We start from the raw sequence: 21,635 nt of genomic DNA on the forward strand, positions 1-21,635 counted from the left end.
CGCTGATAAGACCAGTATTTAGCTGCTAATTGCTACGATATCATTATAATGCTCGACCTTAGTGCCGATCACAGTATCAAAATCGTCGTAAAAAGGTGACAAATCGGTGACATCAGGTTATTTTTTACGATGATGTACTAATTGCCGGAGATACCAGCACAATGTCGGATAAGTTTCACATTTTGCTTCTGAATGGCCCTAACTTGAATCTGCTTGGGACACGTGAACCGGAAAAGTACGGTTACACTACGTTGACTGATATTGTCAGCCAGTTAGAGACTCAGGCTCAGGGAATGGATGTGGTGCTGTCCCATTTGCAGTCAAATGCAGAACATGCGCTGATCGATAGGATTCACCAGGCTCGGGGTAATATCGATTTTATCCTGATCAACCCGGCGGCGTTTACGCACACCAGCGTAGCACTGCGTGATGCATTGTTAGGTGTGGAGATCCCGTTTATCGAGATCCACTTATCTAACGTGCATGCTCGGGAGTCATTCCGTCATCATTCATATCTCTCTGATATTGCAGTTGGCGTAATCTGCGGACTTGGCGCAGATGGCTACAATTTTGCTTTACAGGCAGCGGTAAATCGCTTGTCACAATCCAACTAGACCCGAAATAATTCGAGTTGTGGGAAGGCGGCAGCTGAGTGAATCCCCGTGAGCTTATTGATTTTAAGGTCAATGGCAGTAAGTGATTGGGATGAACGAAGGCAGTCAACACACATGCAACTCGAAGTATGATGGGTATAATTGCAACACATAAAGAGTACGGAATCACACTCATGGATATTCGTAAGATTAAGAAACTGATCGAACTGGTTGAAGAGTCCGGTATTTCAGAGCTGGAAATCTCAGAAGGCGAAGAGTCAGTACGTATCAGTCGTGCTCCCGCCGCACCAAACTACCCAATGATGCAACAGCCATATGCTTTTGCTGCACCGCAGCAACCCGCTTTGGCCGCCGCTGTAGCTCCAGCACCTGCTGCTGAAGCCGCAGCACCTGCAGCCATTAGTGGCCATATCGTGCGCTCCCCAATGGTCGGTACTTTCTACCGTACCCCGAGCCCTGATGCTAAAGCCTTCATTGAAGTAGGTCAGAAAGTTTCTGCTGGCGACACTCTTTGCATCGTTGAAGCGATGAAAATGATGAACCAAATCGAAGCAGATAAATCCGGTACTGTAAAAGCCATTCTGGTTGAAAACGGTCAACCGGTTGAATTCGACGAGCCTCTTGTCGTCATCGAGTAACGAGGCGTTCCATGCTTGATAAAATCGTAATCGCTAACCGCGGTGAGATTGCGCTGCGTATCCTGCGAGCTTGTAAAGAGCTGGGGATCAAAACTGTGGCAGTTCACTCCACAGCGGATCGTGATCTTAAACACGTGTTATTGGCTGACGAGACTGTCTGTATTGGTCCCGCGCCTTCTGTTAAAAGTTATCTGAATATCCCGGCAATCATTTCTGCTGCTGAGATCACCGGCGCGGTGGCTATTCACCCCGGCTATGGTTTCCTGTCCGAAAATGCTGATTTTGCCGAACAGGTAGAACGTTCAGGTTTCATCTTTATCGGGCCACGCGCCGAAACCATTCGCCTAATGGGTGATAAAGTTTCGGCTATCAGCGCGATGAAGAAAGCCGGTGTACCTTGTGTACCTGGTTCTGACGGCCCACTGAGCGACGATACAACCAAAAACAAAGCTTTTGCCAAACGAATCGGTTATCCGGTCATTATCAAGGCATCTGGCGGTGGTGGTGGTCGTGGTATGCGTGTGGTTCGTCACGATAAAGATCTTGAGCAATCCATCAACATGACGCGTGCGGAAGCCAAAGCGGCTTTCAATAACGACATGGTTTATATGGAAAAATACCTTGAAAATCCACGCCATATCGAAATTCAAATTTTGGCTGATGGTCAGGGTAATGCTATCTATCTGGCGGAGCGCGACTGTTCTATGCAGCGCCGTCACCAGAAAGTGGTTGAAGAGGCACCCGCACCCGGTATCACCAGCGAAATGCGCCGTTATATCGGTGATCGCTGTGCGAAAGCCTGTGTGGAAATCGGCTATCGTGGCGCAGGGACTTTCGAGTTCCTGTATGAAAACGGCGAGTTCTATTTCATCGAAATGAACACCCGTATTCAGGTTGAGCACCCGGTTACCGAAATGATCACCGGGGTCGACTTAATCAAAGAACAGCTACGTATTGCGGCTGGCCAACCTCTCTCCATCAAACAAGATGAAGTGAAAGTTCACGGCCACGCAGTGGAATGCCGTATCAACGCCGAAGACCCAAATACTTTCCTGCCAAGTCCGGGTAAAATTACCCGTTTCCACGCGCCGGGCGGTTTTGGTGTGCGTTGGGAGTCTCATATTTACGCCGGATATACTGTACCGCCGTATTATGACTCCATGATTGGCAAGCTAATCACTTATGGTGAAAACCGTGATGTGGCTATTGCCCGCATGAAAAATGCGCTGGCAGAACTCATTATCGACGGCATCAAAACCAACGTTGAGTTGCAGCAACGCATCATGAATGACGAAAACTTCCAGCACGGTGGAACCAATATCCACTATCTGGAGAAAAAACTCGGGTTACAAGAAACCTGATATTGCGTCTTTCATGCCAAGGCCGGTAAATTACCGGCCTTTTTCTTTTCATTTGTTTAATTTTCTTTTGATTGACGTAGCTGGCGTTTCAATAGATGCAGCTAACACCGCTGCAAAGCCAAATAAGAAGGGGAAAAATGGACACAAGGTTCCTACAGGCAAACAAAGAAGCACGCTGGGCCTTTGGTTTAACACTGGCATATCTGGTGGGCTGGATAATAATGGCCTATTTGCCGGGCAATACTCCTGGGTTAAGCGGCCTGCCCGCCTGGTTTGAAGCCGCTTGTATTGCACTGCCACTGCTGTTTATTGTGCTGTGCTACTTGATGGTACGCGTGATATTTCGCGATATTTCATTGGAGGATGACAATGCAAACTGATGTCATCCTGCCGCTCGTGGGTTATCTGGTCATGGTATTTGGCCTGTCTGTTTATGCTTATACCCGCCGCCAAACCGGGAATTTTCTCAACGAGTACTTTATCGGCAACCGCTCGATGGGGGGATTCGTACTGGCAATGACCCTGACCGCGACTTATATCAGCGCCAGTTCATTTATCGGTGGGCCGGGTGCTGCCTACAAGTATGGGTTGGGCTGGGTATTGCTGGCGATGATTCAGTTGCCCGCGGTCTGGTTATCGCTAGGCGTGTTAGGTAAGAAGTTTGCCATTCTGGCACGCCGTTATAATGCCGTAACCCTCAACGATATGCTGTATGCCCGCTATCAGAGCCGCTTATTGGTATGGTTGGCCAGCCTCAGCTTACTGGTGGCATTTGTCGGAGCCATGACAGTACAGTTTATCGGTGGCGCCCGCTTACTGGAAACTGCTGCCGGGATCCCTTACGACACCGGCTTATTGATCTTCGGAATCAGTATCGCGCTATATACCTCTTTTGGTGGCTTCCGAGCCAGTGTGCTCAACGATGCCCTACAAGGGCTGGTGATGTTGGTCGGCACCATTTTACTGTTAGTGGCGGTTATCCATACCGCGGGCGGGTTACATAAAGCGGTTGAGACTTTGCAGCATATTGATCCCGCTCTGGTCTCTGCGCAAGGAGGCGATCAGATCCTCGACCTGCCATTTATGGCCTCTTTCTGGATCCTGGTCTGCTTTGGGGTCATTGGCTTGCCACATACTGCGGTGCGTTGTATTTCATATCGTGATAGCAAAGCGGTGCATCGTGGCATTATTATTGGCACCATAGTGGTCGCCATTCTGATGTTCGGTATGCATTTGGCTGGAGCGCTGGGCCGGGCAATCTTACCGGACCTAAAGATCCCGGATCAGGTGATCCCAACACTGATGATCACCGTGCTGCCGCCTTTTGCTGCTGGGATCTTTCTGGCGGCTCCCATGGCGGCGATTATGTCGACCATTAATGCCCAACTGCTGCAATCATCCGCCACTATTGTGAAAGATTTATACCTCAATCTCAGACCACAAGAGCTGAAGAATGAACGCAAGCTGACGCGCATTTCCAGCATGTCGACACTGATCCTTGGGCTATTACTGCTGCTTGCTGCTTGGCGGCCACCAGAGATGATTATCTGGCTGAATCTATTGGCCTTTGGTGGCCTTGAAGCGGTATTCCTTTGGCCATTGGTGCTAGGGTTGTACTGGGAGCGCGCCAATGCCCACGGTGCTCTTAGCTCAATGATTGTCGGTGCGGTATGCTATACAGTACTGGCCAGTTTCGATATTAAGATAGCCGGTCTGCACCCGATAGTGCCATCGCTGGTACTGAATCTGCTGGCGTTTTACATCGGCAACCAGTTTGGTGACCGAGCAAAAACACGCCAGCCCGTAGTGGCCAGCGCTGATTAAAAACTAATTTAAATGGCCCCATTGATCGCCTTAGGCTAAACGGGGCCTTGAGAGAATTGCTATGCCTTGGATCCAACTCAAGTTAAATACCAGCGGTAATCAAGCCGAATCCCTTGGCGATGCGCTGGTGGAAAGTGGTGCAGTTTCAGTCACTTTTCAAGATACCCACGATAACCCGGTGTTTGAACCTTTGCCGGGGGAAACCCGCCTGTGGGGCGATACTGATGTCATTGGCCTGTATGATGCCGAGACCAACATGGCTGAAGTGGTTGCCATGCTGGAATACAATCCACAACTCGGTAAAGGCTTTATTCACAAAATTGAGCAGTTGGAAGATAAAGATTGGGAACGCGAATGGATGGATAACTTCCATCCAATGCGTTTTGGTGAGCGTCTGTGGATCTGCCCAAGCTGGCGTGATGTGCCCGACCCAACTGCCGTGAACGTGATGCTAGACCCAGGTTTGGCCTTTGGTACCGGTACCCATCCAACCACGGCATTGTGCTTGCAATGGCTTGATAGTCTAGACCTGGCAGGTAAAACCGTCATCGACTTCGGTTGTGGCTCTGGCATCCTGGCAATTGCGGCGCTAAAACTCGGTGCAACGCGCGCTATTGGCATCGATATCGATCCGCAGGCTATCCAAGCCAGTCGAGATAACGCGCAGCGTAATGGCGTTTCAGAGCGTTTGGAGCTGTATCTATCAAAAGACCAGCCAGCAGATTTATCTGCTGATGTGGTGGTGGCTAATATTCTGGCTGGCCCACTACGGGAATTGGCACCGCTGATCAGTGTCCTGCCGGTTGCTGGCGGCTATCTTGGGCTGTCAGGCGTGCTGGCGACACAAGCGGCTGGCGTAGCACAGGCCTATGAGGATAAATTCACCCTAGACCCTGTGGCCGAGAAAGAAGAGTGGTGCCGTATCACCGGCATCAAAAAATAATACTTCGCTAGCAAATTATTACATCGAAAGCTATTTGCAATGTCATTCACCGATTGAGTGAGCCTCAGTATCGAGGTTCACTCAATCGGTGAGAAACAGCTAGCATTTCTCTGCACCCACTCGCAATCCGTCAGGCACTATTTTTAACCGAAATGAGATGTCTGACTCATTTATATCTGCGCTTTATCTTTGATTTGATGAATAAATCAGCACTTTCAACCGATATTATGCTATGTCCGCAGTCAATAATTATGTTGTTTAATAGAAAATACTAAAGCGCACAAATTAACCAATCAGCACTAACATTATGTTATATATAAATAAATAATTAATTAACCAAGATTAGTCCGTTATTTATTGCTCTTTTTTCATCAATTGGTCAAAGTTTGGCCTTTCATCTGGGCGCAAAAATGCGTAATATACGCGCCCTTACGGACACAGTGTGGTCATTCTTTGTCTATGCGTATTGGACACTTCCAGCTTACAAATTGCCTGATTGCCGCCCCGATGGCGGGTATCACAGACCGCCCCTTCAGAGCGCTATGTCATGGCATGGGGGCTGGGATGGCTGTATCTGAAATGCTCTCCTCTAATCCAGAGGTATGGCGGACGGATAAGTCGCGTTTGCGCATGGTTCATAGTGATGAGCCTGGAATTCGTACCGTGCAAATTGCCGGTAACGACCCGGATGATATGGCAGCAGCCGCCAGAATTAATGTGGCGAATGGTGCCCAGATCATTGACATCAATATGGGATGTCCGGCCAAGAAAGTGAACCGCAAACTGGCAGGATCGGCATTATTGCAGCATCCTGATCTGGTCAAACAGATCCTCTCCGCAGTGGTTAATGCGGTAGATGTGCCGGTAACGTTGAAGATCCGGACTGGTTGGTCGCCAGAACACCGTAATTGTATAGAAATTGCCCAACTGGCTGAAAGCTGTGGTATACAAGCCCTGACAATTCATGGCCGAACCCGTTCTTGCCTGTTTAATGGTGAGGCGGAATACGACAGCATTCGGGCAGTTAAGCAGATTGTCTCCATTCCCGTTATCGCGAATGGGGACATCACTGACCCGCATAAAGCCAGAGCGGTGCTAGACTACACTGGGGCTGATGCCCTAATGATAGGACGTGCTGCTCAGGGAAGACCTTGGATCTTCCGGGAAATCCAGCATTACCTGGACACTGGGGAGTTGTTGCCACCGATGCCACTTGGCGAAGTGCAGCGCTTGTTAAATGGGCATATACGGGAATTGCACGACTTTTATGGTCCAGGCAAGGGATTTCGTATTGCACGTAAGCACGTCTCTTGGTATCTCCAGGAGCACGCCCCTAACGACCAGTTTCGGCGCACATTCAACGCCATTGAGGATGCCAGCGAACAGCTGGAGGCGTTGGAGGCATATTTCGAAAATCTTGCGTAAACAGAAAAAAGAGCTGACAGAACTATGTTCGAACAACGCGTAAATTCTGACGTACTGACCGTTGCAACCGTAAATTCACAAGATCAGGTGACTCAAAAGCCTTTGCGTGACTCGGTTAAACAAGCACTGAAGAACTATTTTGCTCAACTGAATGGTCAGGATGTGAGTGACCTGTATGAGTTGGTACTGGCTGAAGTTGAACAGCCATTGTTGGACATGGTGATGCAATACACCCGTGGCAACCAAACCCGTGCTGCCCTGATGATGGGCATCAACCGTGGCACGCTGCGTAAGAAATTGAAAAAATACGGCATGAACTGATACTAGTCAGTTAAAGTGTTGTTTAAAAAGGCGTACTCCACACGGAGCGCGCCTTTTTTATTAGCCAATCTCCACCCGATTACGACCCTGATCTTTCGCGCGATATAAAGCCTCATCCGCCCGCTTCAGTGCATCTTCTGGTATCCCATCGCCACTCCAATACGCCACACCCAATGAAATAGTAATAGGTCGAATGTTTGGTATCACCATCATTTCTACATTATGGCGTAGCCGATGAGCAACTTGTATCGCCACATCAGGTGTGGTGCCCGGCAGTAACATCAGGAACTCTTCCCCACCGCTACGGCACAGGATATCGGTATCACGAGAGCTTTCACGGATTTGTACCGCCAACTGCTTGATAACCTCATCACCAACATCATGGCCATAAGTGTCATTAATCGCTTTAAAATGGTCAATATCCAGCGCAATAACCGAGAAGTGCTGTTCCAATTGTGAGATTGGCTCAAGTGTCGTGGCCAGCCCACGTCGGTTATACAGCCCAGTCATAGGGTCGGTTTGTGCTTCAAACTTGAGTTTGCCAATTTTCTTTTGCAGCAGGCTGATACCAATCAATAGCGCCCGTTGCAGCTGTGTGGACTCGAAATACCATGAAGGTATTTCTTTGATACTGCTAGCAATATCGGGTTTGTCCATGTCGTTAGCACTGCCTGCAAGCAACCATAATGGACGGGCAATCAGCCGTGATAATAACCAAACCCCTATCAATGTGAGTAATGCCAGCGGCGTGATATGGCCCAACCCCTTCAGCATAAGTCCTTCCAGGGGTTTTAAAGTTGCGGCTTCTGGTCGTAGCGTAATGATTTGCCAGCCTGATGGCTCAACGATGGCATAACCCGCCAGCATAGATTCGCCATCCGTGTTCGTCACCATCAAACTGCCGTTAGTGGCAGTTTTCGCCATCTCGGTAAGGGGGCTAGATTCCAGTATCTCCCCGACACGATTCGTATTGCGGTGATACAGAATGCGCCGTTCATTGTTGAGCACTATGATGTAAGAACCATCGCGATAATAATGCTCACCCAGTAACTCATTTAAAATACTTTGCTTACGCAAATAAATGGTGCCACCGATATAACCGTGATAGTGCCCATCCGGCGTGATAATTGGTGTCGAAATATTGATAACCAGATTATTAGTCGCTGACATGTAAGGTCGGCTGATTATCGGGCGACGCAATTTGAGCGCTTCTACTGAACCAGGGGACGTCAGGGTATGACCCAATAACTGGAGGCTATCGGGTGATGTGGCGCGAACAATGCCATGAGCATCCGTCACGACCACCGAGTTGAAGCTGTCAGTTTGGTATTTTAACCGCGCAGTTTCGGCTTGCAGAATTGCCTGATCGTCAAAATGCCGTGCCGCAATCACGCTGCTGTAATGAAGCTGCCTTTGGGCACTTTTCAGGAAAATTTCGGTGCTGGACGCCAGCTTAGTGGCATAGACACGGTTAGCTTCTAAGGTGTTATCAATCAGTAGCTGCCGCTGTACCCGATAACTGGCATAAAAACTATTCGCCAGTGTCACAAAAGCACTCATCACAGCCAAAATGAGAATTAGGCGACCAAGGTCGAGGCGAAAAATTTTAGTAGTGAGAATCGAGCGTAACAAGACAACATTCCTGAAGCGATAGAGAGCCATAATTAGCATTGACGTTAGCACGAAAAGAAACTTGGAACTCGCCTATATTACATCTGCTTAATATTATCTCTTCAAATGAATCATTCTCACGCTATAGTCATAACTAACAACTATCTATACTCAATGTAGTTGGCGTATAAGTAAAAACAGTCAACACCACTGCGACATCAAATAAGAGGAGTATGGCTGGAGCATCACCAACATCTGACTTGTGCTAAACATAGGGGTTAAATATGAATAAACTGATTATTGCTGTAGCGCTCGCGGCTACCGTATTAAGTGGATGTGCCAACAACAGAACGGCATCTGGTGATACTTTCACTGCCTCTCAGGCACGGCAAGTACAAACAGTGACCTATGGCACTATCGTTTCTGCACGCCCAGTGACTATTCAGGGTGGCAGTGAAAATAACGTAGCCGGAGCCATTGGTGGTGCAGTGGTCGGTGGGTTCTTAGGTAATACCATCGGCGGTGGCCGTGGTAATAGTCTGGCAACAGCCGGTGGTGCGGTTGCCGGTGGTATGGCCGGTCAAGGTGTGCAGAGCGCAATGAACCGTAGTGAAGGTGTGCAATTGGAAATTCGTCGGGATGATGGTAGCAGTATCGTTGTCGTTCAGGCGCAGGGACCAACCCGCTTCAGTGCTGGTCAACGCGTTATCATTGCTAGTGATCGCAGCGGTACCGTTACTGTTTCTCCTCGCTAAATTCAAATGCCGGGGGGAGTAACACCTCCGGCATCTAACGACCAAACACCTAAAGTGACTAAAATTCATCACTGGTTTTTATCGGCGTAATTAGCTGTTTAGTCACATTAAAATCAATAATTACCGTCACCAAGCAGATGAAAAAACCATTGATGTTAGTTATGATAGTCAAATATTAGGTTGCCACGAGGAATGTGTTGTGGTTAAATAGCTTCATCGGTTTGGAACACAGACCTTATGAAAGCAGTTTTAGTAAAGCAGTCCTCAGTTCAAGCGTTATCCCTATAGATATCCCTTCTCCGTGAGTCTCCTCCTAAGTGCCCAAGTAAGTTATCCTCTGAAAGACAGACCACGTTCGCTACACAATTGTGGCAAAAATAATTGAAGGAAGTATCTCTATGTCTAATAAAATGACTGGTTTAGTAAAATGGTTTGACGCTGGTAAAGGTTTCGGTTTCATCACTCCTGCTGATGGCAGCAAAGATGTGTTCGTTCACTTCTCTGCCATCCAGAGCAATGATTTCAAAACCCTGGATGAAGGTCAAAAAGTGGAGTTCTCTATTGAGAACGGCGCTAAAGGCCCATCAGCGGTAAACGTAATCGCACTGTAATTAATACAGTATGATTCGGGGAGCAGGCTGCCGACAGCGATGACGGCCAGGCCCGAGCAGAGCAGCCGCTCCCCAAGTAACAAAGCAGTACCGGTTGACAGTAACATTTATGCCAAGCAGTTTTAGTAAAGCAGTTCCCCGTATTAGTGCTATCAGACAGATACCTCTTCTCCGTGAAATTCCTTCTAAGTGCCCCATAAGTTGTGCCCAAGCCTATTCGCTCGCCTATGGCGGCAATTAAATAATAATTGAAGGAAGTATCTCTATGTCTAATAAAATGACTGGTTTAGTAAAATGGTTTAACGCTGATAAAGGTTTCGGTTTCATCACTCCTGCTGACGGCAGTAAAGATGTGTTCGTTCACTTCTCTGCCATCCAGAGCAATGATTTCAAAACCCTGGATGAAGGTCAAAAAGTGGAGTTCTCTATCGAGAACGGCGCTAAAGGCCCATCAGCGGTAAACGTAATCGCACTGTAATTAATACAGTATGATTCGGGGAGCAGGCTGCCGACAGCGATGACGGCCAGGCCCGAGCAGAGCAGCCGCTCCCAAGTAACAAAGCAGTACCGGTTGACAGTAACATTTATGACCAAGCAGTTTTAGTAAAGCAGTTCCCCGTATTAGTGCTATCAGACAGATACCTCTTCTCCGTGAAATTCCTTCTAAGTGCCCCATAAGTTGTGCCCAAGCCTATTCGCTCGCCTATGGCGGCAATTAAATAATAATTGAAGGAAGTATCTCTATGTCTAATAAAATGACTGGTTTAGTAAAATGGTTTAACGCTGATAAAGGTTTCGGTTTCATCACTCCTGCTGACGGCAGCAAAGATGTGTTCGTTCACTTCTCTGCCATCCAGAGCAATGATTTCAAAACCCTGGATGAAGGCCAAAAAGTGGAGTTCTCTATCGAGAACGGCGCTAAAGGCCCATCAGCGGTAAATGTTATTGCTCTGTAAGAGTCAATAATACATACCCAACTCATTGGAGTTACAGCAAATATAGCTAAATCTTCAAGGGTACAGGGTATACCGGAGTAATTTACGATAGCGATGAAGGTGATAGCCCTGAGCAGTGAAATTATTCCAAAAAACAACCCGCATTCGTGCGGGTTTTTGTTATTTAGAATATAAACCTATCGATAATGGTATTAAGTATTTCCGACTCAAAACTAATACATTCACTACACTGAATTCATGCGTTATGTATTATTTCTCATTAGCATACGTAATATACAAGATTTATCCTAATCATTATCTAAATTGTCTTACCATCTCGTCTATTAATGCGAAATTATGTTGTTTCAACAGATAAAATCCCGCCAAATATAATTAAAAAAGTAAAGTAATCGATAAAATTTGTCTGAATTACTCTGTTCAGAACAATATATACTCCCGCTCCGCGTCCACACTCCTTAGAATATAAGAATGACTTTGATCAAAATGATTACGTTATTTTGCCGATACAGTTACTTCATATAATCACAGCCTTAATAATTGAATTATCAACTTCTTTTTACTGGCGATGATTAGCACTGTACATAAAATAACATCAGGGTAAATAATCATGTCGATATTCAAAACACGTATAGGAAGAATGCTACTCATCCTATTTATTGGGATAGGTATCTGGTTTAGTCCGGTACCGGAATCTGTCGATCCGCGCGCCTGGCACCTCATGGCGGTCTTTGCGGCGACGGTTATTGGCCTGATCCTATCGCCATATCCACTGGGTGCAATGGCCATATTCAGCCTGACGGTAGTGGCAGCAACCGGCCTGTTGAGCATCAAAGAAGTGTTAGTCGGCTTCGCTGACCCCACAATCTGGATGATCGCGTGTGCCTTCTTTATCTCACGCGGGTTTATCAAAACGGGTTTCGGTCGCCGAGTCGGCTATCTATTTATCCGTAAACTTGGCCATAGTTCACTAGGCCTGGCTTATGGTTTAGTGCTGACTGATTTACTGTTTGCCCCCGCCATGCCATCTACATCAGCACGTTGTGGTGGCATCATCACCCCATTGTTCCGTTCAATATCTGAAGCTTATGAGTCAACACCCGACCGAGGAACCGAGCGTAAAATCGGGGCTTTTCTGGTGCAATGTATCTTCCAGTGCAACGCCATTACCTGCGCAATGTTCCTGACCTCGATGGCCGGTAACCCAATGATTGCCAAGCTGGCCGGTGAGATGGGCATTACTATTACCTGGACCAGTTGGGCAATGGCCGCCATTGTTCCCGGTTTAATTTCTTTGGCGGTAATCCCGCTGCTGTTGTACCGCTTCTATCCACCGGAATTAAAGAAAACACCGGAGATGCGCGCACTGGCAATCGTAAAATTAAAAGAAATGGGGCCGATGAGCCGCAATGAGTGGATCGTATTATCCGTCTTCATCGGGCTGGTGACCTTATGGGTGTGCGGTTCAGCGCTGAATATTGATGCCACCATGACCGCTTTTATTGGCTTGGCCATCTTGTTATTAAGCGGCGCACTGGTGTGGGATGATGTGATTGCCGAGAAAGAAGCATGGCACACGGTGATTTGGTTTGCGGTGCTCCTCACTCTAGCTAGTCAACTGAATAAATTGGGCTTTATTAGCTGGTTTGGATCATCGATTGCCGGTTCAGTACAGGGCATGAACTGGATACCGATGATGGGTATTTTGCTGCTGGCGTACTATTACAGCCACTATATGATGGCCAGCGCCATTGCCCATATCAGCGCTATGTATGCAATTTTTGTATCTATTGCTATCGCCGCAGGTGCTCCACCAATGCTGACAGTATTGGTCTTTGGTATGTTCAGTAACTTGTATATGGCAACCACCCATTATTCTGGCGGCCCAGCGCCAATTCTGTTCGGTTGTAATTTTATTCCGCTGGCAACCTGGTGGAAAATCGGCTTCTTAATCAGTCTGGTCGTCATCCCTATCTGGTTGATTATTGGTAGTGCCTGGTGGAAAGTACTGGGCTTTTGGTAATCCGCTAGCAGAGAGAAGAGTAAAAATACCGCGCTGCTATCGTGGCGCGGTGTTGATTTTTTCTTTCATTAACTCCGGTTATGGTATAATGCAACGAAAGCTAGCCTCGCTTATCGATCACCCACCTTTTGTGACCATTCACTACGCGACCCCCGCTTTTAATGTAAATATTGCGTCAATTGTCGTTTCTACGAAAACGATAATCGACCAACGGTGTCTGAAGATATGTATCGCTATCGAGTTATTTCCATATGCGTTACAGGCTCGCACTTAACGCATAACGATAGAGTTCATATGATAAAGCCGCAGAAGTTCCATATTTCCCTACTTCACCCGCGCTATTGGCTAACTTGGTTTGGTCTTGGTGTCTTGTTTCTGCTAGTCCAACTGCCCTACCCGGTACTAAACAAATTGGGGATTTGGCTTGGGCGCACCTCAATGCGTTTTCTCAAACGTCGTGTTTCTATCGCCCGACGTAATCTGGAACTTTGCTTCCCAGATATGGACAAAAATACCCTTGAGCGCACTATCGTTGGTAATTTTGAATCCCTGGGCATGGGGTTGCTGGAAACCGGCATGGCATGGTTCTGGCCGGATGCACGAGTCAAACGCTGGTTTACAGTCTCCGGTTTGAATAACCTGAAAAAGGCACAAGAAGGCAACCGCGGTGTCTTGGTGATTGGCGTGCATTTTATGTCGCTGGAACTGGGTGGCCGCGTGATGGGTCAATGTCAGCCGATGATGGCAATGTACCGCCCACACAATAATAAAGTGATGGAGTTGGTACAGACGTGGGGCCGCATGCGATCCAATAAAGCAATGCTAGACCGCAAAGACCTCCGTGGCATGGTACAAGCCTTGAAAAAAGGTGAAGCGGTATGGTTCGCTCCGGATCAAGATTACGGCCCACGAGGCAGCGTTTTTGCGCCACTGTTTGCGGTTAATCAAGCCGCCACCACCAGCGGCACCTTTATGTTGGCGCGCTTGGCGAAACCGGCATTACTGCCATTAGTATTACTGCGCAAAACAGATGGCAGCGGTTATGACCTGCTGATTCAACCGGCGTTAGAAGATTATCCAATCGACGATGAAATAGCCGCCGCCCGTTATATGAATAAAGTGATTGAAAAAGAGATCATGCGAGCACCAGAGCAATATCTTTGGTTACATCGCCGCTTCAAAACTCGTCCTGCGGGTGAGCCGTCACTCTATTAAGTAGAAAGCATGATAAAAACCCGGTCTATGCCGGGTTTTTTTATACCCTAAATCCGCCCGGTATAACTTTCCTATGACGACATATTCATCTCCACAGCACTCGGCGTATTTTCTATGGCAATGGGCTTACGCCCCGGCAAGGTTTTGCATGCAGCCCCAATGGTCGGTGGTGCGGTGCTGGGATAACTCTCTTTCGGTAAGACATAAACCGGCGTCGTGGCAACAAAACCATCATCAAATGTCGCTTCAATAAAAGTGGCTTGCCAACCGGTGGTTGGTGCAGTGAGCGCCACCTCAATGGTCTTCTCCGGGGTTATTGCCAAAGGAAATTCGGTATATCGCACACCACAGGCATAGCGAAAATCACGGGCATCAGGATTTACCGCAACCCATAGCACGGCTTTCTCTGGTGCCTCGGACAACTGCACCGTCAATGTTTGTATCTTATCTTTCATCCCAATACTGGCATTGATTTGCGGCATTGACGTGGATTGGTGCAGGCGTTTAACAAAGGTAATCAGCGACTGCTCGCTGAAAGCAGTAATGCCATAGTGACTGGAATTAGGTGCCACCCGCAGTACTTTGACGCCGGGTAATTTGTCATAATAAAAATCTGTATTATCAGGCACGTAAAAATCATCACCACTGGCATTGATAATGTATTTCGGAATACTGAGCCGAGCCTGATACTCCGTGTCCAAATACTGTAAGGGATCGATAATCTGCATCAGTTTAGTAAAACCGGGTGTCTCCAGTTTTTTATCAATTTCGTCCTGATAATAGGGGGCAAAGGCTATTGGCCAGTTACCACCGTAAGATTGATACATATGTTCTAACCCAATGCGGGTATTCAGAAGATCAATAACAAAGGGCGCAATCGCACTCACACGTGAGTCAGTAATGGCCGTAAGCCAGGTTGTCCAGCCGCGTTTGGATAACCCGGTGACAACAAAACTGTCTAAAGATTTTTCCGGTAAAGCGTGCTGTACCATGGTCATGACCTGAGAAACCGCCGCAGTCATGGGTATATGCAATGGTAATGTAGAACGCTCTTCTGGTGCCGCCATAAATAAGCTCCAACTCCGGGCAACACTGTAATCCTCCTTCCGTGGCGTACCATCTTGTTGATATTCAAGATACTGATTGGGAATAGTGCTAATCGCTATCACCGGGGTATTGGTTGAGCGGGCAATATTTTGCAATGTTTCGATGGAAAAATCCGTCGGGCCAGAGGCTGGAACTGTCTCAGTTCCATGATTGATACCATTATTAATGACCACCAGCCCTTGCGTCGAAGTGCTCCCCTCAGGGATAAAGACTTCTACTTCATGCTGCCAGGCTGCGGGAGAAACTAAATCCTCAGGTGTCCAGTATTGAGAAGTTAATTGATAGCGACGCCATTCCAGCCCAGGCAGATTCTCTTGGCTCAATAAATTGTAGATAAGTGGCTTGGTTGCCAATTGATCTTTATAGCAAGATAAAACATGAGAAAAATCCGTATCGCTGCATTTTGTTGATTCAACATCCGCTTGTGCCAGGCAACTATTGCTAAGCAACCACGGCAATCCAAATATCAAGACCGTTAAATAATGAAGCATAATCCCTATCCTTTTATCTAATGTGTTTAGCCGAAAACACTCCCAAAGGAATTAGATAACGGATTCGCGATGTAAAAAATCCGAATTTCACCTGTATATGCCGCTTTTTATGTTATTCGATTGACCCAACACAGGCGGTAAACCCCTGTTAAAGCCCTCACTGCAGACACGCTAAGAAAATAAGAATTTTCTGCACTAAAAAGCATCAATACCCCCTCAAATGCGCCATTAAAGTGCATCTCACCCTGTCGGAATTTACCTACAAAGAGTTAACTCTGAGTAATGACTAAGATGATCAATGAAATGCAACTCTGGCATCCCATTTGCTAATACCAAACTGGCTACACGCCAACAGACAGCGACGGTGCATCACTCGTGCGCCACAAAATTAAAATAGGCTCGACTTTGCCTCACAGGACGCTTTCATGAAGAAAATAATGATTTCAACGCTGGTTGCTGCCGCCTCATTAGTGGCATTAGCGGGTCAAGCCCATGCGGGCACTACTTTGGATGCGGTGAAGAAAAAAGGTTTTGTGCAATGTGGTATCAGTGATGGGTTACCGGGCTTCTCTTATGCAGATGCTAGTGGCAAATTCTCAGGTCTTGATGTTGACGTCTGTCGTGGTGTAGCAGCCGCCATTTTCGGTGATGCAGAAAAAGTAAAATACACTCCGCTGACAGCGAAAGAGCGTTTCACCGCCCTGCAATCTGGTGAAGTGGATATTCTGTCGCGCAACACCACCTGGACCTCATCTCGTGATGCGGGCATGGGCATGTTGTTTACTGGTGTGAACTATTATGACGGTATCGGCTTCCTGACCCACAATAAAGCTGGGCTGAAAAGTGCTAAAGAGTTGGATGGTGCCACTGTTTGTATTCAAGCCGGTACCGACACTGAGTTAAACGTTGCTGACTACTTTAAAGCCAACAAAATGCAATACACCCCAGTCACCTTTGACCGTTCCGATGAAAGTGCCAAAGCGCTGGACTCCGGCCGCTGTGACACATTGGCTTCCGACCAATCCCAGTTGTACGCATTACGTATTAAGTTAGGTAAACCAGACGAATTTATCGTCTTACCCGAAGTTATCTCTAAAGAACCACTGGGGCCGGTGGTGCGTCGTGGCGATGAAGACTGGTTTGCTATCGTTCGCTGGACACTCTTTGCCATGCTGAATGCCGAAGAAATGGGGGTAACGTCGAAAAACGTCGAAGCTCTGGCGGCCAAACCAAGCACACCGGATATGGCGCATCTGCTAGGTCAAGAAGGTAACTACGGCAAAGATTTGAAAGTTCCTAACGATTGGGTAGTTAAAATCGTCAAACAAGTGGGTAACTACGGCGAAAGCTTCGACCGTAACGTCGGTATGGGTAGTGAGCTGAAAATCAAACGCGGCCAAAATGCGCTGTGGAACAAAGGTGGCCTCCAATACGCACCTCCGGTTCGCTGATTACAGACGACTTTCCGGCAGGCTAACCCTGCCGGATGAACTATCCAGACCGAGGCCCACACTATGTCACAACGCCCAACCGTTAAAGGTGCCTTTTCGCTGACCAATCCAGCGGTACGTGCCTGGCTGTATCAAATTATTGCACTCTTGATACTGATCGGATGCGGTGCGTACCTAATCCATAATACGTTGACTAACCTCTCAACCCGGGGCATCACCTCCGGTTTTGCCTTCCTGCATAACAGTGCCGGTTTTGGCATTGTTCAGCACCTTATTGACTACCAACAGGGCGATACCTATGGCCGGGTATTTCTGGTGGGGTTACTCAACACCTTGTTAGTGTCAGTCTTATGTATTTTCTTTGCCTCAATATTGGGTTTCTTTCTCGGATTGGCACGTTTGTCAGATAACTGGTTATTACGCAAACTGTCGACCATCTATATCGAGACATTCCGTAATATTCCGCCGCTGCTGCAAATATTCTTTTGGTATTTTGCAGTATTACGCAATTTACCGGGGCCAAGACAGAGTCTGGATGCCTTCGGGGTAGCTTTCCTGAGCAACCGCGGCTTGTATCTACCGTCGCCTGAATTTGCTGCTGGTTTTTTTCCAGCACTATTAGCCGTGCTGCTAGCCGCTGCTTTCATCATTGCATTAGCTCGCTATAACCATTTTCGCCAGTTACATACCGGGAAATTCCACCGTTCCTGGCCTATGGGTTTACTGTTATTAATCGTCCTGCCAGCATTGGCTCACTTGCTGTATGGCCCGGCGCTGCACTGGGATCTCCCGCAACTTAAAGGATTTAATTTTAAAGGCGGATTGGTGCTCATTCCTGAACTGGCCGCCTTAACACTGGCGTTGTCGGTTTATACCTCAACCTTTATTGCCGAAGTCATTCGCTCTGGCATTCAGTCAGTCCCTCATGGTCAACACGAAGCTGCACGCTCACTGGCGCTGCCCAATACGGTCACCTTACGTCAGGTCATTCTGCCACAAGCGTTGCGGGTCATCATTCCGCCACTGACTAGCCAATATTTGAATATCGTCAAAAACTCCTCACTGGCGGCAGCAATCGGCTACCCGGATATGGTGTCGCTGTTTGCCGGGACAGTGCTGAACCAAACCGGTCAGGCGATAGAAACCATTGCCATCACCATGTCGGTCTATTTGGTTATCAGTTTGTCGATTTCATTTTTAATGAATCTCTACAACCGGCGTATTGCGCTGGTAGAGCGCTAAGGGAAGCGAATGACGATGATATTAAGCCGCGAACCACCCAGCACTGTGCGGCCAGGCAATCCGTTGAGTCGGGTAGTATTTTGGGCCAGAAAAAACCTCTTTTCCAGTTGGACTAACAGTCTGCTGACCCTCTTATGCCTATGGCTGATGTGGCAATTAATCCCACCGTTGCTGAATTGGGCCATTTTTAATGCCAACTGGCGAGGGACAACACGCACGGATTGCACACGCGAAGGAGCCTGTTGGGTCTTTATTCATGCGCGCTTTGGCCAGTTTATGTATGGCCTTTATCCCATCGACCAGCGCTGGCGTATCAATACCACTTTAATCATTGGTTTGCTCACGTTGATACCCCTGCTTTGGCGCGCTATGCCACGTCGTGGTCGCTATCTGGCAGGATGGATGGTGACCTATCCATTATTCGTGTGGATGATGTTATATGGCGGTTTCTTCGGGTTGAGCCTGGTTGAAACCCGTCAATGGGGTGGGCTGACCCTGACCCTGATCATCGCCGCCGTTGGTATTGCGGGGGCATTGCCGCTCGGTATCTTGTTGGCACTGGCGCGGCGTTCCAGCATGCCAGTGGTACGTATTTTGTCTGTGGTATTTATTGAGTTCTGGCGTGGGGTGCCGTTAATCACCGTGCTGTTTATGTCCTCGGTCATGTTGCCGCTATTTATGACGGAAGGCACCAGTATCGACAAGCTAATTCGCGCCTTGGTGGGAGTGGTGTTGTTCCAATCCGCCTATGTGGCAGAAGTGGTGCGCGGCGGGCTACAGGCTTTGCCCAAAGGCCAGACTGAAGCCGCCGAGTCACTAGGGCTGGGCTACTGGAAAACGCAAGGGCTGGTTATCCTGCCACAGGCCCTGAAAATGGTCATCCCAGGGCTAGTAAACACTATTATTGCCCTGTTTAAAGACACCAGTTTGGTGATCATCATTGGTTTATTTGATCTGTTCAGCAGCGTGCAACAGGCCACCGTCGACCCAGCATGGCTGGGGATGTCGACTGAAGGCTATGTTTTTGCCGCCGCAGTTTACTGGATTTTCTGTTTCAGCATGTCGCGCTATAGCCAGCATCTGGAAAAGCGCTTTCACACCGGACGTTCCACACATTGAGGCCAAACATGAGCGACAATCAGCCAACCCAAGGCGATAACATGATGATTACGCTGGAAAACGTCAATAAGTGGTACGGGCAGTTCCACGTATTGAAAGATATCAATTTACATGTCCGCCCCGGCGAACGCATCGTGCTCTGTGGCCCTTCTGGCTCTGGAAAATCCACTACTATCCGCTGCATCAATCATTTGGAAGAACATCAGCAAGGGAAAATAATGGTCGATGGCATCGAGCTTAATGATGACTTACGTAATATCGAACGCGTGCGCACGGAGGTTGGCATGGTATTCCAACATTTCAATCTATTCCCGCACTTAACCGTCATACAGAACTGCACTTTAGCTCCAAGCTGGGTTCGCAAAATGCCCAAGAAAGAAGCCGATGAGTTGGCAATGCATTACTTGGAGCGGGTGCGAATTGCCGAGCATGCGCATAAGTTCCCCGGCCAGCTTTCCGGTGGGCAGCAGCAGCGGGTGGCCATTGCCCGTTCGCTGTGTATGAAGCCAAAAATTATGTTGTTTGACGAGCCCACTTCAGCCTTGGACCCTGAGATGGTCAAAGAAGTGCTGGATACCATGATAAGTCTGGCGCATGAGGGAATGACGATGCTGTGCGTCACCCACGAAATGGGTTTTGCCCGCACCGTTGCAGATCGGGTTATTTTTATGGACCGCGGGGAAATTGTTGAACAAGCGCCGCCCGCTGAATTCTTCTCTCATCCAAAATCTGAGCGCACCCAAGCATTTCTGGCACAAGTTATTCATTAGCAAAGAATTAGACGATATTCATTACGTTGGGCGTTTTCATTGAGTATTTACGGGTGAGGTTCCCTCACCCTTTTTTATATTCTTCAAATTTAACCCACTGAAATTTATTTCAGTCCATATCGTTCGCAATATCATCAAACAAAATTCGGTCATGAGAAATATGTGACTCTGGACATAAAAAGACAAATTCAACATCCGTCTTTGCAGTAAGTTGATGCACTGTATTAGGATATATACAAAATACAGTACCTTTAGAGAACTTATCGATAGCTTATTTTTTAACGTTCCGGCAATAACATCAGCGGTCCAAATAGCGCCTTCACCAGAGATAATAATATACCACTCTTCACCTTTAACATGGCTGTGACAACCGACTCGCTTCCCCTGTTTAACGCGAGTTCCATAGGCTCGCAAGCCATTCTTCTTAAACATCTCTGTAAATGCTATACCAACCATATTATCTTCTATAGCATTATTGCTATTAAATTCTGAGAAATTTATCATGCTACATATCCTTGTAGTAAATAGAGCAAATAATGCTCTAGACGACAGAGATTAATGTTTATTTAATGAATAAACAACCTTTGAACAAACAAGGCAATTCATAGAAAATAAAACACAATGAATTAACTAATGATTTATATTACCAATGAAAATAACATAATTATTACCACTGTGTTTTTTAAATACCAAACTATTAAACTTCAAAAGAGATAGACATAATGAAAAATAACTTATTACATTCAATTAATTCATTAATAAATTTTTGGGAACACAGTTCAGAACCTTGGGGTGCAAAAGATAATGAATCAAAGTTCATTTATGCGAATAAAAAATATCACGAATTATTAGCTTTACCTGATAAATTTAATGTAGAAGGACGATTTGATGGTGAACTCCCCGCATCGACATCAGAGTTTCAAACTGAATTTCAAGAACATGATCGTAAAGTTGAACGACTAAAAGATCGAGTAACATCAGTTGAAATACATGCATTCAATGGGTTATCGTACTTTCAACCTTGGTTTTTTGATAAATACCCACTAATAGATGACAATGGAGCATCTATAGGAACTATTTTTCATGGCCGAGCAGTCGATAACATGACACTGACACATTTAAATAAAATAAAAGTACCAAAATCACTTATTTTCACCCCTA

21 protein-coding genes and 1 pseudogene are annotated in these 21,635 nt (G+C 47.1%); 19 read left to right on the forward strand and 3 right to left on the reverse strand.

Annotated features, from left to right (window positions below):
- The first annotated feature begins 161 nt into the window (after window positions 1-161).
- The 8 genes from aroQ to fis all read left to right on the forward strand — a co-directional run bounded on the left by aroQ (window position 162) and on the right by fis (window position 7,126).
- The gene (aroQ, locus tag DJ58_RS11025; protein WP_004711023.1) at window positions 162-614 is read left to right on the forward strand and encodes a type II 3-dehydroquinate dehydratase; all 453 of its coding nucleotides are present in this window, start codon (window positions 162-164) and stop codon (window positions 612-614) included.
- A 173-nt stretch (window positions 615-787) separates the two neighbouring features.
- Window positions 788-1,252, forward strand: a complete 465-nt coding sequence (gene accB / locus DJ58_RS11020) for an acetyl-CoA carboxylase biotin carboxyl carrier protein (protein WP_004711025.1) — start codon at window positions 788-790, stop codon at window positions 1,250-1,252.
- An 11-nt stretch (window positions 1,253-1,263) separates the two neighbouring features.
- Window positions 1,264-2,613 carry an acetyl-CoA carboxylase biotin carboxylase subunit gene (gene accC, locus DJ58_RS11015; protein WP_004711027.1) on the forward strand — a complete coding sequence of 450 codons (1,350 nt, stop codon included), beginning with the start codon at window positions 1,264-1,266 and terminating at the stop codon, window positions 2,611-2,613.
- Window positions 2,614-2,750: 137 nt separating this feature from the next.
- Window positions 2,751-2,993: a YhdT family protein gene (locus DJ58_RS11010; RefSeq protein ID WP_032911565.1), complete on the forward strand. Its 243-nt coding sequence runs from the start codon at window positions 2,751-2,753 to the stop codon at window positions 2,991-2,993.
- The gene (panF, locus tag DJ58_RS11005) at window positions 2,983-4,437 is read left to right on the forward strand and encodes a sodium/pantothenate symporter (protein WP_032911566.1); all 1,455 of its coding nucleotides are present in this window, start codon (window positions 2,983-2,985) and stop codon (window positions 4,435-4,437) included. The genes DJ58_RS11010 and panF overlap by 11 nt, the downstream gene beginning before the upstream one ends.
- Before the next feature lie 61 nt (window positions 4,438-4,498).
- Entirely contained in the window at window positions 4,499-5,380 is an 882-nt protein-coding gene (gene prmA / locus DJ58_RS11000; RefSeq protein ID WP_004711031.1) for a 50S ribosomal protein L11 methyltransferase, read from the forward strand.
- A 459-nt stretch (window positions 5,381-5,839) separates the two neighbouring features.
- The gene (dusB, locus tag DJ58_RS10995) at window positions 5,840-6,805 is read left to right on the forward strand and encodes a tRNA dihydrouridine synthase DusB (RefSeq protein WP_032911567.1); all 966 of its coding nucleotides are present in this window, start codon (window positions 5,840-5,842) and stop codon (window positions 6,803-6,805) included.
- 24 nt (window positions 6,806-6,829) lie between these two features.
- A complete protein-coding gene (fis, locus tag DJ58_RS10990) occupies window positions 6,830-7,126 on the forward strand; it encodes a DNA-binding transcriptional regulator Fis (protein ID WP_002210061.1) in 297 nt (98 codons plus the stop codon).
- 60 nt (window positions 7,127-7,186) lie between these two features.
- Here fis and DJ58_RS10985 read toward each other — a convergent pair whose 3' ends face one another.
- Window positions 7,187-8,746 carry a sensor domain-containing diguanylate cyclase gene (locus DJ58_RS10985; protein ID WP_050413908.1) on the reverse strand — a complete coding sequence of 520 codons (1,560 nt, stop codon included), beginning with the start codon at window positions 8,744-8,746 and terminating at the stop codon, window positions 7,187-7,189.
- 275 nt (window positions 8,747-9,021) lie between these two features.
- On the opposite strand from DJ58_RS10985, the gene DJ58_RS10980 reads away from it, so the two are divergent.
- From DJ58_RS10980 to lpxP, 6 genes are all read left to right on the forward strand, one after another.
- Window positions 9,022-9,492, forward strand: coding sequence for an outer membrane lipoprotein (locus DJ58_RS10980; protein WP_004711037.1), 471 nt, complete (start codon window positions 9,022-9,024; stop codon window positions 9,490-9,492).
- 398 nt (window positions 9,493-9,890) lie between these two features.
- A complete protein-coding gene (gene cspE / locus DJ58_RS10975; protein WP_005174354.1) occupies window positions 9,891-10,103 on the forward strand; it encodes a transcription antiterminator/RNA stability regulator CspE in 213 nt (70 codons plus the stop codon).
- 265 nt (window positions 10,104-10,368) lie between these two features.
- Window positions 10,369-10,581, forward strand: coding sequence for a cold shock protein CspG (cspG, locus tag DJ58_RS10970; protein WP_005163087.1), 213 nt, complete (start codon window positions 10,369-10,371; stop codon window positions 10,579-10,581).
- A gap of 265 nt (window positions 10,582-10,846) precedes the next feature.
- Window positions 10,847-11,059, forward strand: coding sequence for a cold shock protein CspG (gene cspG / locus DJ58_RS10965; RefSeq protein WP_005163087.1), 213 nt, complete (start codon window positions 10,847-10,849; stop codon window positions 11,057-11,059).
- Between the two features lie 607 nt (window positions 11,060-11,666).
- On the forward strand, window positions 11,667-13,079 hold the full coding sequence (locus tag DJ58_RS10960; protein WP_032911618.1) for an anion permease: 1,413 nt from the start codon (window positions 11,667-11,669) through the stop codon (window positions 13,077-13,079).
- Between the two features lie 294 nt (window positions 13,080-13,373).
- Window positions 13,374-14,294: a kdo(2)-lipid IV(A) palmitoleoyltransferase gene (gene lpxP, locus DJ58_RS10955; RefSeq protein ID WP_004711175.1), complete on the forward strand. Its 921-nt coding sequence runs from the start codon at window positions 13,374-13,376 to the stop codon at window positions 14,292-14,294.
- Between the two features lie 71 nt (window positions 14,295-14,365).
- On the opposite strand, the gene DJ58_RS10950 is transcribed toward lpxP, so the two are convergent.
- A complete protein-coding gene (locus DJ58_RS10950; RefSeq protein WP_004711176.1) occupies window positions 14,366-15,892 on the reverse strand; it encodes a PhoPQ-activated pathogenicity-related family protein in 1,527 nt (508 codons plus the stop codon).
- 425 nt (window positions 15,893-16,317) lie between these two features.
- On the opposite strand from DJ58_RS10950, the gene DJ58_RS10945 reads away from it, so the two are divergent.
- From DJ58_RS10945 to DJ58_RS10930, 4 genes are all read left to right on the forward strand, one after another.
- A complete protein-coding gene (locus DJ58_RS10945; protein ID WP_004711177.1) occupies window positions 16,318-17,343 on the forward strand; it encodes an amino acid ABC transporter substrate-binding protein in 1,026 nt (341 codons plus the stop codon).
- 63 nt (window positions 17,344-17,406) lie between these two features.
- Window positions 17,407-18,585, forward strand: coding sequence for an amino acid ABC transporter permease (locus DJ58_RS10940; RefSeq protein ID WP_004711178.1), 1,179 nt, complete (start codon window positions 17,407-17,409; stop codon window positions 18,583-18,585).
- A 9-nt stretch (window positions 18,586-18,594) separates the two neighbouring features.
- Window positions 18,595-19,704 (forward strand): amino acid ABC transporter permease, encoded by a 1,110-nt coding sequence (locus tag DJ58_RS10935; RefSeq protein ID WP_032911619.1) that lies wholly within the window; start codon window positions 18,595-18,597, stop codon window positions 19,702-19,704.
- An 8-nt stretch (window positions 19,705-19,712) separates the two neighbouring features.
- Window positions 19,713-20,474 carry an amino acid ABC transporter ATP-binding protein gene (locus DJ58_RS10930; RefSeq protein ID WP_004711181.1) on the forward strand — a complete coding sequence of 254 codons (762 nt, stop codon included), beginning with the start codon at window positions 19,713-19,715 and terminating at the stop codon, window positions 20,472-20,474.
- Between the two features lie 36 nt (window positions 20,475-20,510).
- Here DJ58_RS10930 and DJ58_RS10925 read toward each other — a convergent pair whose 3' ends face one another.
- Window positions 20,511-20,978 (reverse strand): cupin domain-containing protein, encoded by a 468-nt coding sequence (locus DJ58_RS10925; RefSeq protein WP_226977644.1) that lies wholly within the window; start codon window positions 20,976-20,978, stop codon window positions 20,511-20,513.
- A 218-nt stretch (window positions 20,979-21,196) separates the two neighbouring features.
- On the opposite strand from DJ58_RS10925, the pseudogene DJ58_RS10920 reads away from it, so the two are divergent.
- Window positions 21,197-21,634, forward strand: a pseudogene (locus DJ58_RS10920) (PAS domain-containing protein); the annotation flags it as partial.
- Between the last annotated feature and the right edge of the window lies 1 nt (window position 21,635).

Origin of the sequence: Yersinia frederiksenii ATCC 33641 (genome assembly GCF_000754805.1) — a bacterium.
GTDB classification, from domain to species: Bacteria; Pseudomonadota; Gammaproteobacteria; order Enterobacterales; family Enterobacteriaceae; genus Yersinia; species Yersinia frederiksenii.

Bases quoted from the DNA above. Each gene is read 5' to 3' on its own strand.
- aroQ (WP_004711023.1), top strand. From the start codon at position 162: ATGTCGGATAAGTTTCACATTTTGCTTCTGAATGGCCCTAACTTGAAT.
- accB (WP_004711025.1), top strand. From the start codon at position 788: ATGGATATTCGTAAGATTAAGAAACTGATCGAACTGGTTGAAGAGTCC.
- accC (WP_004711027.1), top strand. From the start codon at position 1,264: ATGCTTGATAAAATCGTAATCGCTAACCGCGGTGAGATTGCGCTGCGT.
- DJ58_RS11010 (WP_032911565.1), top strand. From the start codon at position 2,751: ATGGACACAAGGTTCCTACAGGCAAACAAAGAAGCACGCTGGGCCTTT.
- panF (WP_032911566.1), top strand. From the start codon at position 2,983: ATGCAAACTGATGTCATCCTGCCGCTCGTGGGTTATCTGGTCATGGTA.
- prmA (WP_004711031.1), top strand. From the start codon at position 4,499: ATGCCTTGGATCCAACTCAAGTTAAATACCAGCGGTAATCAAGCCGAA.
- dusB (WP_032911567.1), top strand. From the start codon at position 5,840: ATGCGTATTGGACACTTCCAGCTTACAAATTGCCTGATTGCCGCCCCG.
- fis (WP_002210061.1), top strand. From the start codon at position 6,830: ATGTTCGAACAACGCGTAAATTCTGACGTACTGACCGTTGCAACCGTA.
- DJ58_RS10980 (WP_004711037.1), top strand. From the start codon at position 9,022: ATGAATAAACTGATTATTGCTGTAGCGCTCGCGGCTACCGTATTAAGT.
- cspE (WP_005174354.1), top strand. From the start codon at position 9,891: ATGTCTAATAAAATGACTGGTTTAGTAAAATGGTTTGACGCTGGTAAA.
- cspG (WP_005163087.1), top strand. From the start codon at position 10,369: ATGTCTAATAAAATGACTGGTTTAGTAAAATGGTTTAACGCTGATAAA.
- cspG (WP_005163087.1), top strand. From the start codon at position 10,847: ATGTCTAATAAAATGACTGGTTTAGTAAAATGGTTTAACGCTGATAAA.
- DJ58_RS10960 (WP_032911618.1), top strand. From the start codon at position 11,667: ATGTCGATATTCAAAACACGTATAGGAAGAATGCTACTCATCCTATTT.
- lpxP (WP_004711175.1), top strand. From the start codon at position 13,374: ATGATAAAGCCGCAGAAGTTCCATATTTCCCTACTTCACCCGCGCTAT.
- DJ58_RS10950 (WP_004711176.1), bottom strand. From the start codon at position 15,892: ATGCTTCATTATTTAACGGTCTTGATATTTGGATTGCCGTGGTTGCTT.
- DJ58_RS10945 (WP_004711177.1), top strand. From the start codon at position 16,318: ATGAAGAAAATAATGATTTCAACGCTGGTTGCTGCCGCCTCATTAGTG.
- DJ58_RS10940 (WP_004711178.1), top strand. From the start codon at position 17,407: ATGTCACAACGCCCAACCGTTAAAGGTGCCTTTTCGCTGACCAATCCA.
- DJ58_RS10935 (WP_032911619.1), top strand. From the start codon at position 18,595: ATGACGATGATATTAAGCCGCGAACCACCCAGCACTGTGCGGCCAGGC.
- DJ58_RS10930 (WP_004711181.1), top strand. From the start codon at position 19,713: ATGAGCGACAATCAGCCAACCCAAGGCGATAACATGATGATTACGCTG.
- DJ58_RS10925 (WP_226977644.1), bottom strand. From the start codon at position 20,978: ATGATAAATTTCTCAGAATTTAATAGCAATAATGCTATAGAAGATAAT.